This window comes from Pectinatus brassicae, from assembly GCF_014201835.1.
GTDB classification, from domain to species: domain Bacteria; phylum Bacillota; class Negativicutes; order Selenomonadales; family Selenomonadaceae; genus Pectinatus; species Pectinatus brassicae.
Genome location: NZ_JACHFH010000012.1, coordinates 22,772 through 37,711, shown reverse-complemented (window position 1 = coordinate 37,711; position 14,940 = coordinate 22,772). Strand labels below are relative to the sequence as shown.

12 protein-coding genes and 1 other annotated feature are annotated in these 14,940 nt (G+C 35.6%); of the genes, 8 read left to right on the top strand and 4 right to left on the bottom strand.

The window, feature by feature from the left end; genetic code table 11:
- Positions 1 to 2: 2 nt before the first annotated feature.
- A complete protein-coding gene (locus HNR32_RS06010; protein WP_183860701.1) occupies positions 3 to 596 on the bottom strand; it encodes an N-acetylmuramoyl-L-alanine amidase in 594 nt (197 codons plus the stop codon).
- A gap of 139 nt (positions 597 to 735) precedes the next feature.
- Positions 736 to 1,650, bottom strand: coding sequence for a metal ABC transporter solute-binding protein, Zn/Mn family (locus tag HNR32_RS06005; protein ID WP_183860699.1), 915 nt, complete (start codon positions 1,648 to 1,650; stop codon positions 736 to 738).
- A gap of 146 nt (positions 1,651 to 1,796) precedes the next feature.
- Between HNR32_RS06005 and HNR32_RS06000 the strand changes: the two genes are divergently transcribed.
- The 3 genes from HNR32_RS06000 to HNR32_RS05990 are packed head-to-tail and all read left to right on the top strand — an operon-like array spanning position 1,797 to position 3,745.
- Positions 1,797 to 2,465 (top strand): metal ABC transporter ATP-binding protein, encoded by a 669-nt coding sequence (locus HNR32_RS06000; RefSeq protein ID WP_183860697.1) that lies wholly within the window; start codon positions 1,797 to 1,799, stop codon positions 2,463 to 2,465.
- Positions 2,459 to 3,277 (top strand): metal ABC transporter permease, encoded by an 819-nt coding sequence (locus tag HNR32_RS05995; protein WP_183860695.1) that lies wholly within the window; start codon positions 2,459 to 2,461, stop codon positions 3,275 to 3,277. The genes HNR32_RS06000 and HNR32_RS05995 overlap by 7 nt, the downstream gene beginning before the upstream one ends.
- Positions 3,278 to 3,307: 30 nt before the next feature.
- On the top strand, positions 3,308 to 3,745 hold the full coding sequence (locus HNR32_RS05990; RefSeq protein WP_183860693.1) for a Fur family transcriptional regulator: 438 nt from the start codon (positions 3,308 to 3,310) through the stop codon (positions 3,743 to 3,745).
- Between the two features lie 68 nt (positions 3,746 to 3,813).
- On the opposite strand, the gene leuS is transcribed toward HNR32_RS05990, so the two are convergent.
- Positions 3,814 to 6,282: a leucine--tRNA ligase gene (gene leuS / locus HNR32_RS05985; protein WP_183860691.1), complete on the bottom strand. Its 2,469-nt coding sequence runs from the start codon at positions 6,280 to 6,282 to the stop codon at positions 3,814 to 3,816.
- Positions 6,283 to 6,323: 41 nt separating this feature from the next.
- Positions 6,324 to 6,516: a binding site (T-box leader), on the bottom strand.
- A gap of 315 nt (positions 6,517 to 6,831) precedes the next feature.
- On the opposite strand from leuS, the gene HNR32_RS05980 reads away from it, so the two are divergent.
- The 5 genes from HNR32_RS05980 to HNR32_RS05960 all read left to right on the top strand — a co-directional run bounded on the left by HNR32_RS05980 (position 6,832) and on the right by HNR32_RS05960 (position 14,033).
- Positions 6,832 to 7,461 (top strand): flavodoxin family protein, encoded by a 630-nt coding sequence (locus HNR32_RS05980; RefSeq protein ID WP_183860689.1) that lies wholly within the window; start codon positions 6,832 to 6,834, stop codon positions 7,459 to 7,461.
- Between the two features lie 77 nt (positions 7,462 to 7,538).
- A complete protein-coding gene (locus HNR32_RS05975; protein WP_183860687.1) occupies positions 7,539 to 8,036 on the top strand; it encodes a nitroreductase family protein in 498 nt (165 codons plus the stop codon).
- Between the two features lie 603 nt (positions 8,037 to 8,639).
- Positions 8,640 to 12,083, top strand: coding sequence for a DNA polymerase III subunit alpha (locus HNR32_RS05970; RefSeq protein ID WP_183860685.1), 3,444 nt, complete (start codon positions 8,640 to 8,642; stop codon positions 12,081 to 12,083).
- Positions 12,084 to 12,124: 41 nt separating this feature from the next.
- Complete coding sequence (locus tag HNR32_RS05965; RefSeq protein ID WP_183860683.1) at positions 12,125 to 13,741, top strand: MBL fold metallo-hydrolase RNA specificity domain-containing protein; 1,617 nt, start codon at positions 12,125 to 12,127, stop codon at positions 13,739 to 13,741.
- Between the two features lie 19 nt (positions 13,742 to 13,760).
- Positions 13,761 to 14,033: a DUF1292 domain-containing protein gene (locus HNR32_RS05960; protein WP_183860681.1), complete on the top strand. Its 273-nt coding sequence runs from the start codon at positions 13,761 to 13,763 to the stop codon at positions 14,031 to 14,033.
- A gap of 109 nt (positions 14,034 to 14,142) precedes the next feature.
- On the opposite strand, the gene bioC is transcribed toward HNR32_RS05960, so the two are convergent.
- Positions 14,143 to 14,937: a malonyl-ACP O-methyltransferase BioC gene (gene bioC / locus HNR32_RS05955; RefSeq protein ID WP_183860679.1), complete on the bottom strand. Its 795-nt coding sequence runs from the start codon at positions 14,935 to 14,937 to the stop codon at positions 14,143 to 14,145.
- Positions 14,938 to 14,940 lie beyond the last annotated feature (3 nt).

Here is a 14,940-nt window from a genome sequence, read left to right as displayed (position 1 = left end):
AATTAATCTAGCTCACTGGAAACTTGTTTACGCAGTGTGGGCAAGGCTGCATAAAGATTACTGCCAGGGCATAACGTGTCATTGAAATCTTTATGCCCCCAAATGGTTTTTGTGGGGATATCAAGCTGATATATCTGGGATAAACAGGCACAGAGATTTTTTAAAGAAGCAGTTTGCGCGGCTGTTGGCTCAGCTATTTCGAAATTACCAACAACATTGATGCCGATGGAATTCTTATTATGACCATAACAATGAGCACCAATAGTATCACGGGGACGACCACGTTCAATGGAGCCATCTTTACGAATAACGTAGTGATAGCCAATACCGGCCCAGCCATTAGCTAAATGCCATTGATGAATTTCGGCAGCAGATACATCACGATTTATTTCGCCAATATGATGAATAATCAAAATATCAGTTTCGGTGCGGTTTTCTAAGGGCAATACAAATTTTAAATTAGTTTCCTTAATCTCAGGCGATGGGATAAGGTGCTTTGATGATGCAGAAGCAAGATCTTCAAAAGCAATATTAGATGTAAAAAATAAGCTGGATATAGCAGTAAGTGTAAGATATAAGAATTCTCGACGCTTCATACAATAAAAACCTTCTTAAAAAAATTTGAAAGCAACAACACACTAAGTCAGCCAATGATGTTACGATAATAAATCATTGGCTGACTTATAACAATCCTGACTTATTTTATACTAATAAAGTATTTTTGTCTATAGTAGATTAATTAAGGCTTGCATATATTTTTTCTAAATTGTATTTTAAAGCGTCAATATAGGTCATGTTTTCAGGAAGACTTTCCAAAGTGTAAATTTTTACAGCTTTAGCATTTACTTCATTGGCTAGTGTTTCTGAAACCTTAGGACTGACCATATCTTCAACAAAAATAGTTGTGACTTTATTGGCTTTGCAGTAATCTGTCAGTTCTTTTAGTTTTTTAGCACTTGGTTCACCGGATAACAGGGCATCAGATACACTTTTTTGTTCTAAGTTAAAATCTTTAGCTAAATAACCAAAGGCGGCATGACCGGTTATAAAGTCTTTGCGTTTGCTCTTAGCAAATTTAGCAGCGTATTCTGTTTTTAAGTCTTCAAGTTTTTGGCGGAATTCCTGATAATTTTTTTCATAATCATCTTTATGAGCAGGATCAGCGGTTATTAGTGCCGTTTCGATATTTTTGCTTTCTAATTCAGCACCATTAAGACTAAGCCATAAATGAGGATCATTTACTTTTTTCCCTTCAGCTTCATCACCTTGCAGTAAAATAGGAGCAGCACCTTTAGACGCATCTACTTTTACCAGAGCATTGCTGTCGGCGGCTGAAGAAACCTTATCAAGCCAAGCATCTTCAAGACCAAAGCCATTATAGATAAATAATTTGGCATTATTAAGCGCTTTTAGATTTTTGATTGTTGGCTGAAAATTATGTGGTTCAGTGCCATCTGGAATGATAAGGCTGATCGCAACATGATCTTTACCAATAGCTTTAGTTAATTCTTTTATAGCGCTAAAGGATACTGCAACATGCAGCTTATCCGGAGATGGTGCATTAGTAGTTTTTGTTTCTTGTTTGCTGCATCCGGCAAGCATAAATATACTTAGGCATAGTATTAAACAGATTGATAGAACTTTTTTCATTAAAAATTTCCGCCCTTCTTATATAATAAATAAGTTAAATAAAACATAAATAATTAACTCAAATGCAAATAATTTGCATTTGCATTTAAGCTAATATAAAGATATAATAATAAAAAAGAAATGTCAAGCTGGAGATAGGAGATTTTATGTTAAAAATTGACCACTTATATTTTTCGTATAATAATGTAAAAAATCTACTGACCGATATTAATTTTACGCTTAATGATGGTGAATATATATCTATTATTGGTTCAAACGGCTCGGGTAAGAGTACGCTTATCCGGCTTATTTTAAAACTTATAGAACCTACTGACGGCACTATAAATAATACTTTTAAAAATATGGCATATGTGCCACAGCGCTTTAACCAGCTTAATATTCATTTTCCAATTACAGTTAGGGAAGTCCTTGCTTCATATAAAAAAGTACGGCACAATGGTTGTCAGGATATTTCAGAAGTATTAAACTTATTAAATCTTAAAGAAAAAGAACAGACCTTGATCGGGCAATTATCCGGCGGACAATGTCAAAAGGTGTTTATCGCCAGAGCATTATTGGGAAATCCAGATTTATTGGTATTAGATGAGCCATCAAATGGCATTGATGTAAAGAGCAGAGATGAAATATATGAATTATTGGCAAATCTTAATAAATCAAAAAAAATGTCAATAATTTGCGTTGAGCATAATTTACAGGCAGCAGTAAAAAATTCGACATTATTATATCATATAAAAAAAGGTCACGGACATATGTGCTTGCCGGAGCGTTATGCTCAGGAATATATCAAAAATGATTTAGGAGATATAAAATGCTAGAATACAGTTTTATGCAAAATGCCTTTTTAATTTCATTCTTTATTGCAGCCTTGTGTCCAGTTATCGGCATGTTCCTTGTTTTGCGCCGTTATTCAATGATGGGGGATACTTTGTCACATGCATCATTAGCGGGCATATCTATTGGTATGTTGGCTAATCAGAATCCTGTTCTCAGTTCATTTATAGTTGTTTCTATGTTCAGTATTATAATAGAGTGGCTGCGAAAACATTTCCGCACTTATGCTGAGCTTATTTTAGTAATAGTATTGTCACTTTCCATAGGTATTGCAATTACTTTATTAAGCTCAGGTTTGGTACATGCCAATATTGATTCGTTGATGTTTGGCAGTATTTTGACCGTCACTAAATCAGACTTTTACTGGGTGCTGTTTTTCAGTGTAATATCACTATTTCTTGTTTATCGGTATTATGCTGAACTGATGTTTATCGTTTTTGATGAGGAAGGCGCTGTTATTGCCGGAGCTAATGTAAAATTAATAAACTACCTTTTTGCGGTATTAGTAGCAGCTACAATATCAATATCAATACGGATTGTAGGTATCTTAGTCATAAGTTCACTTATTGCTTTGCCAATTGCAGCATCGTTGCAGCTGGAAAAAAGCTTTAAGCAGACTTTATGGTACGGTATATTATTCAGCTATATTGATATATTTTCCGGCATTGTATTATCATATTGGCTCGATGCAGCACCTGGCGGTATTATTGCGATAAATTCAGTAATTCTTTTACTTATAGTGCTTTTTTATAAGCATAAAATCCGCAGTAATAAAAAACGAATTATACAGGAATAATAATATAATAAAACAAAAGGAAGGATAGATATGAGTAAGATAGATTATAAAAAATATCTTAATAAATATGGAATAAAGAGCACTAAACAGAGAAATTTGCTGCTTAATATTCTGAAAGATAGTATGGCAGCACAATCGGCTGAAAATATCTATCTGGAAGCAAAGAAAAGTGATAAAATAATAAATCTATCTACAGTCTATAGAATTTTGGAAAAATTTACGGAAAAAAATATTATAACGAAGACTGTAATGAATGATAAAATGGCGGCATATTCACTGACACCACAATTGCATCAGCATCAATTAATATGTCTGCGCTGCAAAAAAATGATATTATTGGATGAATGTCCTTTACATGAATTTGAAAAGAATGTGGAAAAAACAACGGAATTTTCAGTTACAGATCATCGTTTGGAATTATATGGCTATTGCCGGGAATGTCAGAAGATCATAAATAAACCGAAATAGATTTTACGAAGCAAAGCCCCTTATTACACAGTATCGGTAATAAGGGGCTTTGTTATGCAGATATATAATTATTTTATAACTATATTAACTAGTTTTTTCGGTACATAAATAACTTTAACAATGTTTTTATCAGCAGTAATTTCCTGAATACGGTCAAGTTCAGTCGCTTGTTTTTTTACATCTTCTGGTGCAGCCTGAGCGGAAATAGTGATCTTTTCACGTACTTTGCCGTTTACCTGAACAACAATTTCAACTTCATCGGCAACAGTTGCTTTTTCATCATATTGCGGCCAATCAGCTATATGGATGCTGTTAGTGTGTCCTAGTTCCTGCCAAAGTTCTTCAGTGATATGCGGCGCAAATGGTGCCAGCAGTAATAATAATGAAGTAGCTGTTTCATTGATAAGACCGGCTTGTATTTCCTTATCATTTACAGCATAAAAAGCATTGACAAGCTCCATGATAGAACTTATAGCTGTATTGAAATTAGAACGTTCAGCGATATCTTCAGTAACTTTTTTGATAGTAGTGTGAAGCACGCGGCGCAGTTCTTTTTCAGCAGAAGTAAGAGCGGCCACATCTGTTTTTTTATTTTCTTTTATAGTTGGCAAATATTGTTCAACTATACGCCAAACACGATTTAAAAATCTCCAAGCGCCATCAACGCCTTGGTCACTCCACTCTAAATCGCGTTCCGGTGGAGCAGCAAATAATATGAATAGGCGCGCCGTATCAGCGCCGTATTTGCCAATGATTTCTTCCGGGGAGACAACGTTGCCAAGTGATTTACTCATTTTTGAGCCGTCTTTTATAACCATGCCCTGGGTCAAAAGATTTTTAAATGGTTCATCAAAGTCGACTAAGCCGACATCTTTTAATACTTTAGTAAAGAAACGGGAATATAAAAGGTGCAAAATAGCATGTTCAATACCGCCGATGTATTGATCAACCGGCAGCCATTTGTTTACGAGTTCTTTGCTAAATGGCGCTGTAGTATTTTTAGCATCAGCATAGCGCATATAATACCAGGAAGAACAGATAAATGTATCCATAGTATCGGTTTCACGATGAGCAGGACCACCGCATTTCGGACAGGTGCAATTGACAAATTCTTCGCTTTGGGCTAAAGGTGAGACACTGCCAGGTTCAAAGTTTACATCTTCAGGCAGTTTAACCGGCAGGTCTTTTTCCGGAACGAGAACAGTACCGCATTTATCGCAGTAAATTACAGGAATAGGAGCACCCCAGTAACGCTGACGGGAAATGAGCCAGTCACGCAGGCGGTAATTGATGCGGCGTTTACCGCAATTATTTTTTTCCAGCCAGTCAATCATAGCCGGAATCGCTTTGCGATTATTCATGCCGTTAAATTCACCGGAATTGATTAAAATGCCTTCATCAGTATAGGCATCGTTCATTTCATCTAAAGTTAATGTTTTATCAGCAGGAGTGATGACAATTTTTTTATCGATACCATATTTGTCAGCGAACATCCAGTCACGACTGTCGTGAGTTGGTACGCCCATGACAGCGCCGGTACCATATTCAAATAATACATAGTTGGCAACCCAGATTTGTACTTTTTCATCATTAAATGGATTAATGGCGTAGGCACCAGTAAAGATACCTTCTTTTTCTGATTTATCGGAAGTACGGTCAAGTTCACTTTGATTATGGACATGGTCGATGAAATCACGAATTTTTTGTTCATTAGCAGTGCCCTTGATAAGTTTATCAACTAATGGATGTTCAACAGCTAATACCATATAACTGATACCAAAAGCAGTATCAGGACGAGTAGTATAAACAGTTACTTTTTCGTTAAAAGCAGGAATATCAAAGATTATTTCAGCACCTTCGCTGCGGCCAATCCAATTTTCCTGCATTGTTTTTACGCGGGATGGCCAGCCGGGCAGTTTATCTAAATCTTTGAGTAATACATCGGCATAATCGGTAATTTTAAGGAACCATTGTGAAAGGTCCTTTTTTATAACTGGAGAATCACAGCGCCAGCAGCAGCCGTCAATTACCTGTTCATTGGCTAAAACAGTATTACAGGAATCACACCAGTTTACAGTAGCTTTTTTCTTATAAGCAAGACCTTTTTTATAAAATTGTTCAAATAAATACTGGGTCCAGCGATAGTAGTCAGGATGACAGGTCTGGACAAGCCGGTTCCAGTCATAGGCAATACCCATTTCTTTTTGCTGACGGATCATATTATCCATATTGGAATAGGTCCAGTCAGCTGGTTTGATATTGCGTTTTATAGCGGCATTTTCTGCAGGCATACCAAAGGCATCAAAACCCATGGGATGAAGTACATTAAAGCCCTGCATTCTTTTAAAGCGGGCAATGACATCACCAATGGAATAGTTCCTGACATGTCCCATATGTAAATTTCCGGATGGATAAGGAAACATTTCAAGTACATAGTATTTTTCTTTGCTATCGTCATCAACAGTAGAATAAAGGCCATCAGCATCCCATTTATTCTGCCATTTTTTTTCAATTTCCTGTGGGCAGTATTTGTCCATAAAAAATTCCTCCTTATAAATAAAAAAGTCCTTGGCTTATAGCCAAGGACGATAAATATCGCGGTACCACCTTGATTGACAGTAAAACTGTCCACCTTAAGATATTAACGCTATCAACGCCGAAATTATCGGAAGTCTCCATAGCGAGTTCGAAAACTGTATTTACCAATTCGCATCAACCATTGGCTTTCTGTAAAATACATAAAATCTACTGCTCTATCTCATAGACTGTTATTGCCATATTCAAACTGCTATTTATTATACTGTTTGTAATATTGAAAGTCAAGAAACATAGAAAAGTTATTTGTTAGCTGTATAGCATTAAACGTTTTTTTGAAATTGACATCATTCAAAACTATAGAAGGGATCTGGCACAAATTATTATTTTTCTAATTGTAAAATAATTTTATTAGCAAATTCTTCACTAGATTGACAATTAACTGAACCATAGTATCAAATTGGATACTATGATACTAAAAAGTGCATACTTGTACTATACGACATATGTCGGTATAATTATACTAATATTAGAGAAAGCGGGATGATTCTGTGAAAATTATAGCTATAAATGGTAGTCCTCATAAGAATGGTAATACCTATACAGCATTGAAAACAGTAACTGAACAATTAGAAAAGAATGGAATTGAAGTGGAATTCCTTCATATTGGAAACAAAACTATTCGTGGCTGTATGGCTTGTAATGCATGTTTTAAAAATCAAAATGAGCGTTGTGTAATAGATGATGTGGTTAATGAATGTGTACAAAAAATGAAATATTCTGATGGGTTTTTATTGGGATCACCAGTACATTACTCAGGAATTTCAGGAACTATGAAATCATTTTTAGACCGAGTATTTTATTTAGCCAATAATGGCATTTTTAGACATAAAGTAGGCGCTGCTGTTGTTGCAGTAAGAAGATCTGGTGGGGTAACTACTTTTGATCAGTTGAATCATTATTTACATTATGCAGAGATGATTTTGCCGACAAGTAATTATTGGAATGTAATCCATGGCTTAGAAGCTGATGAATCCAAACAAGATGCTGAAGGATTGCAGATAATGCGCGTTTTGGGTAATAATATGGTATGGCTTTTAAACTTAATAGAAAATGGTAAAAAAAATGGACTTATTGAACCCAGTCCTGAGGATAAAATTTTAACAAATTTTGTACGATAAATCATTCCATAATATTTTTTTGTATCTTTAAGTATGAAAAATTATTATGGATTTTTTACTACTATGGGAGAAAAACTATGAAAGAAATATTTACGAGAACTAGTGTAAGAACTTATAAAGAAGAAAAAATTGAGAAAGATAAGTTAACATTACTTTTAAAAGCTGCAATGGCAGCTCCATCAGCAGGTAATCAGCAACCTTGGGAATTCTGTGTAGTAACAAATGTACATTTGCTAGAAAAATTATCGCAGTCAAGCCCGTATGCTGGATGTGTAAAAAACGCACCAGCAGCAATAATAGCCTGCTATAATAAAAATCGCTTAAATATGCCTGAATGCGCAGATATAGATATGAGTGCTGCTGTAGAAAATATTTTATTAGCTGCAGAAGCAATAGAACTGGGTGCAGTTTGGTTAGGTATAGCTCCATTGAGAGAAAGAATGGATAAAGTCAATAAAATACTCTCATTACCAAAAGAACTGGAAACTTTTGCTATAATTCCTATTGGTTATCCACAAAATAAGCAGCCTCAGCAAAATAGGTTTGATGAAAAACGAATTTATTACAAAGACTAGATCAAGTAATATAATCTCCATCTCACTTAATTTATTATAAAAATAGCAGCTAAAATTAAAAACATGAAATCGATAAACGTAAATAAGTAATAAAAATCATAACTGAATGATATAAAATCCTCCAATAATAGGTTACTAAACTGTTAGTGGGGGATTTTTATGTTAGTGAAAAGAAATATAAAATAATATCTACAAGCGTTAGCTCTGTAATAACTAACGAGTATTAAAAAGACATATTAGTGTTGTCTTTAAGTAAGAAATAATGCATTGGCAAACACGCCGTATAAAATTTAATTCATAATGATCATTATGAATTAAATAGAAAAATTGACAATACGGTGATCTAATGAAATAATTAGGAATACAAGTTAATGAATTAATAAATGTTTCCTTCATATAATAAAAGAAAGAAAGTCAATAGGGATAGATTATACATTAACTTTTATAGAAAATATTGGTAGGTATGAAAGATTAAAAAGGGGCTGTCATAAATAATCATATGAGAGTACTTTTGCAGCAAAATTAATGTCAGAAAAGAGAGAGTTAGAAATAGATAACACAAGAGAAAATAATAGTTTACATAAAAACGGGGGTGATTGACATATGACAACTATAGAAAATCCAGATAACACAAGAGAAAATAATAATTTACATAGTAGCTTTGTCCACCTTCATGTACATACACAGTATAGTCTGCTTGATGGTGCCAGCCGGATAAAAAATCTGGTAGCAGAGGCTAAAGCCATGAATATGCCAGCTGTCGCGATAACTGATCATGGAAATATGTATGGAGCGGTGGAATTTTATAAAGCGGCCAAGGCCGAGGGCATTAAACCGATTATTGGCTGTGAGGTTTATGTTGCACCGCGCGACCGTCATGAAAATTTTGAAATAAATGGCGTCAGATATTATCATTTGATATTATTGGCAGAAAATGAACTAGGCTACAAAAATCTCGTAAAGCTGGTGTCTTTAGCTAACATCGAGGGCATGTATTATAAGCCGCGTGTTGATAAGGAAATTTTGCAAGAGTATCATGAAGGGATTATTGCCCTTAGTGCTTGCGTCGCCGGAGAGATACCGCAGGCAATTTTACATGATGATGCAGAAAAAACCGAAAAGGTACTGCAGGAATATTTGGCAATATTTGGTAAGGATAATTTCTTTTTGGAAATACAAAATCATAATTTGCCGGAAGAAATAAAAGCGAATAAAGTCCTTATTGAATTAGCCCATAAACATGATATCGGACTTATTGCAACTAATGATATCCATTATTTAAAGAAACAAGACAGTGAATTTCATGATGTATTATTATGTATTCAAACCGGTAAGACATTAAATGACAGCGAACGCATGAAATTTTCCAGTGATGATTATTATTTAAAGTCAGCTGAGGAAATGAAGTCGTTGTTTAGTTCAACACCGGAGGCAATAACTAATTCGCTGAAAATAGCCGCAAGATGTAATGTTGATTTTGAATTTGGTCATCTGCATCTGCCGTATTTTCCGCTGCCTGACGGTATGACTGATCAGCAGTATTTACGTAATTTATGTGAAGACAATTTAAATAAACGATATAAAGAAATTACTGAGGAAATAAGAGAGCGCTTAGAATATGAATTAAAAATAATACATAAGATGGGCTATGACAGTTATTTTCTTATTGTTTGGGATTTTATAAATTTTTCACGGGAAAATGACATTGTGGTTGGGCCGGGACGTGGTTCGGCAGCGGGCAGTATAGTTGCCTATTTGCTGCGTATAACGGATATTGATCCGTTAGCTTATGAGTTACTGTTTGAACGTTTCTTAAATCCAGAACGTGTTACAATGCCGGATATTGATATTGATTTTTGCTATATCAGGCGTGAAGAAGTTATTGAGTATGTAAAGCGCCGTTATGGTGAAGACCATGTGGCCCAGATAATAACTTTTGGAACGATGGCGGCTAGAGGAGCTTTGCGCGATGTAGGAAGAGTCATGGATATTCCTTATAATGATGTTGATAAAATAGCCAAAATGGTACCAACAGACTTGGGAATGACATTAGATAAGGCATTAAAGGAATCTAAGGAATTTCGTAGTGCCTATGAAAATGATGCTACTATTCATCGTATGATAGATTTTGCCCGTGATATTGAGGGTATGCCAAGACATTCTTCTACCCATGCCGCCGGAGTAGTTATTGCTAGGCAGCCATTGACTGATTATCTGCCGGTTCAAACCTCAGAAGGCACTTTGGTAACCCAGTATGATAAGGATTACGTGGAAGAACTCGGACTTTTAAAAATGGACTTTTTGGGACTTAGAACACTCACGGTAATAAGTAATGCCATTAAAAATATAAAAAATAATACTGGAAATATTATCGATATAAGCAGTATTCCTTTAGATGATGAAAAAACTGCTAAAATGCTGTGCAGTGGCGATACCTGTGGTGTTTTCCAGATGGAATCTTCTGGTATGACTACGCTTGTAAAAGATCTACAGCCCAAAGAGTTTGCTGATTTAATTCCTTTAGTGGCACTATATCGTCCGGGACCTTTGGGCAGCGGTATGGTAACTGATTTTATAAACGGACGTCATGGTAAAAGTAAGGTAAGTTATATGCATCCTTTATTAGAACCAATCTTAAAGGAAACTTTTGGCGTCGTTTTGTATCAGGAACAGGTTATGCAGATTGTGCAGGTTTTAGCAGGCTTTACCTTGGGACAAGCTGATATTTTACGACGAGCCATGGGGAAAAAGAAGCATGCTGTACTTGTAGCGCAAAAGGAAAATTTTATAAAAGGTACCAGAGAAAAAAATATTGATGATAAATTAGCGGAAAAAATATTCGATTTATTGGTTAGCTTTGCTGATTATGGTTTTAATAAATCGCATAGTGCAGCTTATGCTTTGGTTGCTTATCAGACGGCATATTTAAAGGCTCATTATCCGCAGGAATATATGGCGGCAATGCTTACCAGCTTTATGACTAATGCCGATAAAATTAAAAATTATATTGAACAGTGCCAATATATGGGGATTAAAATACTGCCACCGGATATTAATTTAAGTGGGGCGGCGTTTACGGCTGATGCCAAGGAAAAAGGCATTCGTTTTGGTTTGGCAGCTATAAAAAATGTTGGTGAGTCAGCTATGGATGAAATAATTGCAATACGGCAGCAAGATGGGGCTTTTAAATCGTTAGTCGATTTTTGCAGCCGCGTTGACAGCCGTATTGTCAATAAGCGAGGCCTGGAATATTTGATACGGGCAGGAGCATTTGATTCCTTAGGCAATAAACGATCACAATTATTAGCCGTAATGGATCAGGTTATTGAAACTGCCAGTATGAAACAAAAAGATATTGCCAGTGGACAATTATCATTATTTGGTGAGGCACCAGCACAAGATGAAATAAAATTGCCGGATATTCCAGAATTGTCACGGATGGAAATGCTGAGCTCGGAAAAAGAAATAACGGGATTTTATATCACTGGGCATCCCCTCGATTTGTACCGGGAGAAATTGGGCGGCACAAAATCATTGGCACAATTAACCGAAGAAAAAGTACGCGATAATTCTTACACAAAAATAGCAGGCGTTATAGTCGGTGTAAAAAAGATGAATACCCGTAAGGGCGATACGATGTGTATTTTACAAGTGGAAGATTTTACGCAGACAGTTGAAGTTGTTGTTTTTCCCAATGTTTTTTATGAATCAGTGAATATTATAATGCCGGAAGAGGCTATTATGATTTCTGGTACAGTAAATTTGCAGGACAATGGTTTTAAAATAATAGCCCGTCAAATAAAGTCATTATCCAATTATAAACAAACTTATTGGATACAGATAAATGCTATGCAGGAAAAACCCGATTTTCTCGAGAAATTAAAAGATATATTAGTACAACATCATGGTGATTATGTAGTGTGCTTTTATTTTCTAACTGATAAAAAGAAAATAAAAACCCAGCCCCAGTACTGGATTGATGGCAGTGAACAGGCTGTTGCAGCAATAAAGGAACTTGTTGGGGCAGAGGCTGTAAAAACTACATAATATATTAATATTTATTGTAGTCGTGAAGGAGGGGCACTATTATGAAATTGCAATTTTTAGGAGCTGCACACACAGTAACAGGATCTTGTTATTTGTTGGAAACAACAGGACATAAGGTACTTATTGACTGCGGTATGTATCAAGGCGGACATCAGTTGCGTGATCGCAATTATGCAGATTTTCGTTTTAATCCTAAGGAAATTGATGCGGTAATTTTGTCGCATGCCCATATTGATCATAGCGGTCTTATCCCTAAATTATGCCGTGAGGGATTTAAAGGTAAAATATATGCGACAAAAGCCACTTGCGATTTGGCAGCTATTATGCTGCCTGATAGTGCCCATATCCAAGAAAGTGATGCTGAGATAATAAATCGCAAGGGAATGCGTCTTGGCAGAATGCCAATAACACCCTTATATACAATTGAAGATGCGGAAAAATCATTAGCATTTTTTTCACCGGCTGATTATAAGTTTAAGACGGCAGTTACGGATAATATTGAAGTTGTTTTTTTAGATGCTGGGCATATATTAGGCTCAGCAATAGTTGAAATTTATATTACAGAGATTAATAAAAAGCCAATTAAAATTGTGTTTTCCGGTGATTTAGGAGCACTGGACCAGCCAATAATAAAAGATCCGGAATATATAAATAATGCTGATTATCTGCTGATGGAATCAACCTATGGCGGTAGGACACATCGTTTGTACGACAAAGAAACAGCCTTGGCTGAAATTATAAATGATACAGCAGCACGTGGTGGCAATCTTATAATTCCTGCATTTGCTGTTGGAAGAACACAAAAATTGTTGTATTATATTTATAGACTGTGGAAGCAAAATCGCATTGAGGAAATCCCTATAATTATTGATAGCCCATTGGCTATTGCTGCAACAAGAGTTTTTGCTGCTAACATGAATACTTTTGACGAGCAAGCTGTAGAATTATTACAAAAAAGCGGAAAACTATATGAAATGCCGCAGTTAAAATTCAGTGAAACGGCTCAGCAGTCGCGGGAGTTAAATAGTATGGCGGGGCCGGCAATAATTATTTCAGCCAGTGGTATGTGTGATGCTGGCAGAATTCTGCATCATTTAAAACATAATCTATGGCGGCCTGAGTCAACAATACTGTTTATTGGTTATCAGGCAGAAGGATCACTAGGAAGACGATTATTAGAGGAGATAAAGCGAGTCAGAATTTTAGGCGAAGAAATTATTGTTCGTGCCCATATTACAAAGCTTGATGGTTTTTCGGCGCATGCCGATCATGATCAGCTGCTGGCATGGCTGGAGCATATAAATATAACTAAAAATGGCAAGGTGTTTTTAGTACATGGGGAATCTTTGGCAATTAAAGCTTTGCAGGAAGAAATAAAAAAATCATATAAATATGATGTATATGCACCGTTTTATGGCGATACAGCAATTATAGATGATGCTCGATGCATTATAGAAAAAGCTGATATTCCTGCTGTTGCGGTCGAACGTGAAATGGAGGAATTTTTGCAGCTGATAGATTCAGATTATCAGCAATGGCGGAAAAAAATATTGGCAGCTGTACTGCGTGAGCCGCAAATTATGGAAAATACAATGAGACAAACACAAAAAGGCTGGCGCTATATGAAACGAATGTTTAAGGACTTTGGCATAAATTAAATTTATAAGGAGTACTGAAATGGAAGATAATCAGCAAAATGAAAAAGATATAATTGAGATGGTGGATGAAGACGATCAAGTGCATTATTTTTATGAGGAAATGCAGTTTGAAGTTGATGGCAAACGTTATGCCCTGCTTAGTGCTGTGGGTGAGGATGAAGAGCTTACCGAAGACGATAATACAATTGTCCGCGTTATAGTAAATGATGAAGGCGAAGAAGAATATTATTCGCCTGATGATGACGAGTTTGATAAAGCTGTAGAGGCCTATGAAAAATTGATGGATGAGTAAAAATTATATATTAGTTTTAGAAAATGGGACTGTCACATGTTTTATTGATATGTGGCGGCCCCATTTTTTTTACTTAATAATTTTTATATAATTTATTTAATAGAAGAAATTATTTTTGTGAATGAACAAAAATAGTTTCATATGTCGCGGGAACTTTATCATGAAATTTATAATTTGTTTCATATAATTGCAGCATATCCAGCATAATTTTACGATTGGTATGAATATAACTACTTTTAGAAGAGTTGTTAGCACCAACTTTTTTCACAGAACGTAAAAATTCCCGGACAGTCGAAAAATATTCAGTATATGTTAGTGTTTCAAAGCTGTTAGTAAAGCCAGCATTTTTCAAATAGTAGGCTAAATCGTTTATTGAATAAAAATCGGGACTTATCTTCCATTGTTGGGAAAATAAATTTTGCGCACAAGCGGTATGAAAAGAGTGATGCAATTCTTTAAAGGTGTTGGGGCCAAACGTAGAGAAAAATAATTGTCCCTTTGGTTTTAGACTGTTATAAATAGCAGTAAAGGCAGTTTCATAATTAGTAAACCACTGGAAAACAGCATTGGAGATAATTAGGTCATATTTATTGCTGTCACTGATTTTTTCGCCATCCTGTACTTGAAATTGGATATTGTCATAATTGGACAATTGTTTTTTAGCATAAGCCAGCATTGCTGGAGAGATGTCAGTAGCTAAAATTGCTGCAGCTGGAAAAGCTGCTGCTATTTTTTTTGTCAATAAACCAGTACCGCAGCCGATCTCCAATATGGTGGTGATTTTTTTTGACGGGCTGCTTAAAGAGATAAGATAATCTGCCATTTTTTTTTGAACATTAGCGTATTCATCGTATTCGGCAGCGGCTTGGGAAAAATGTTCAGTCAGTCGTAGCTTGTTTAGCATAAT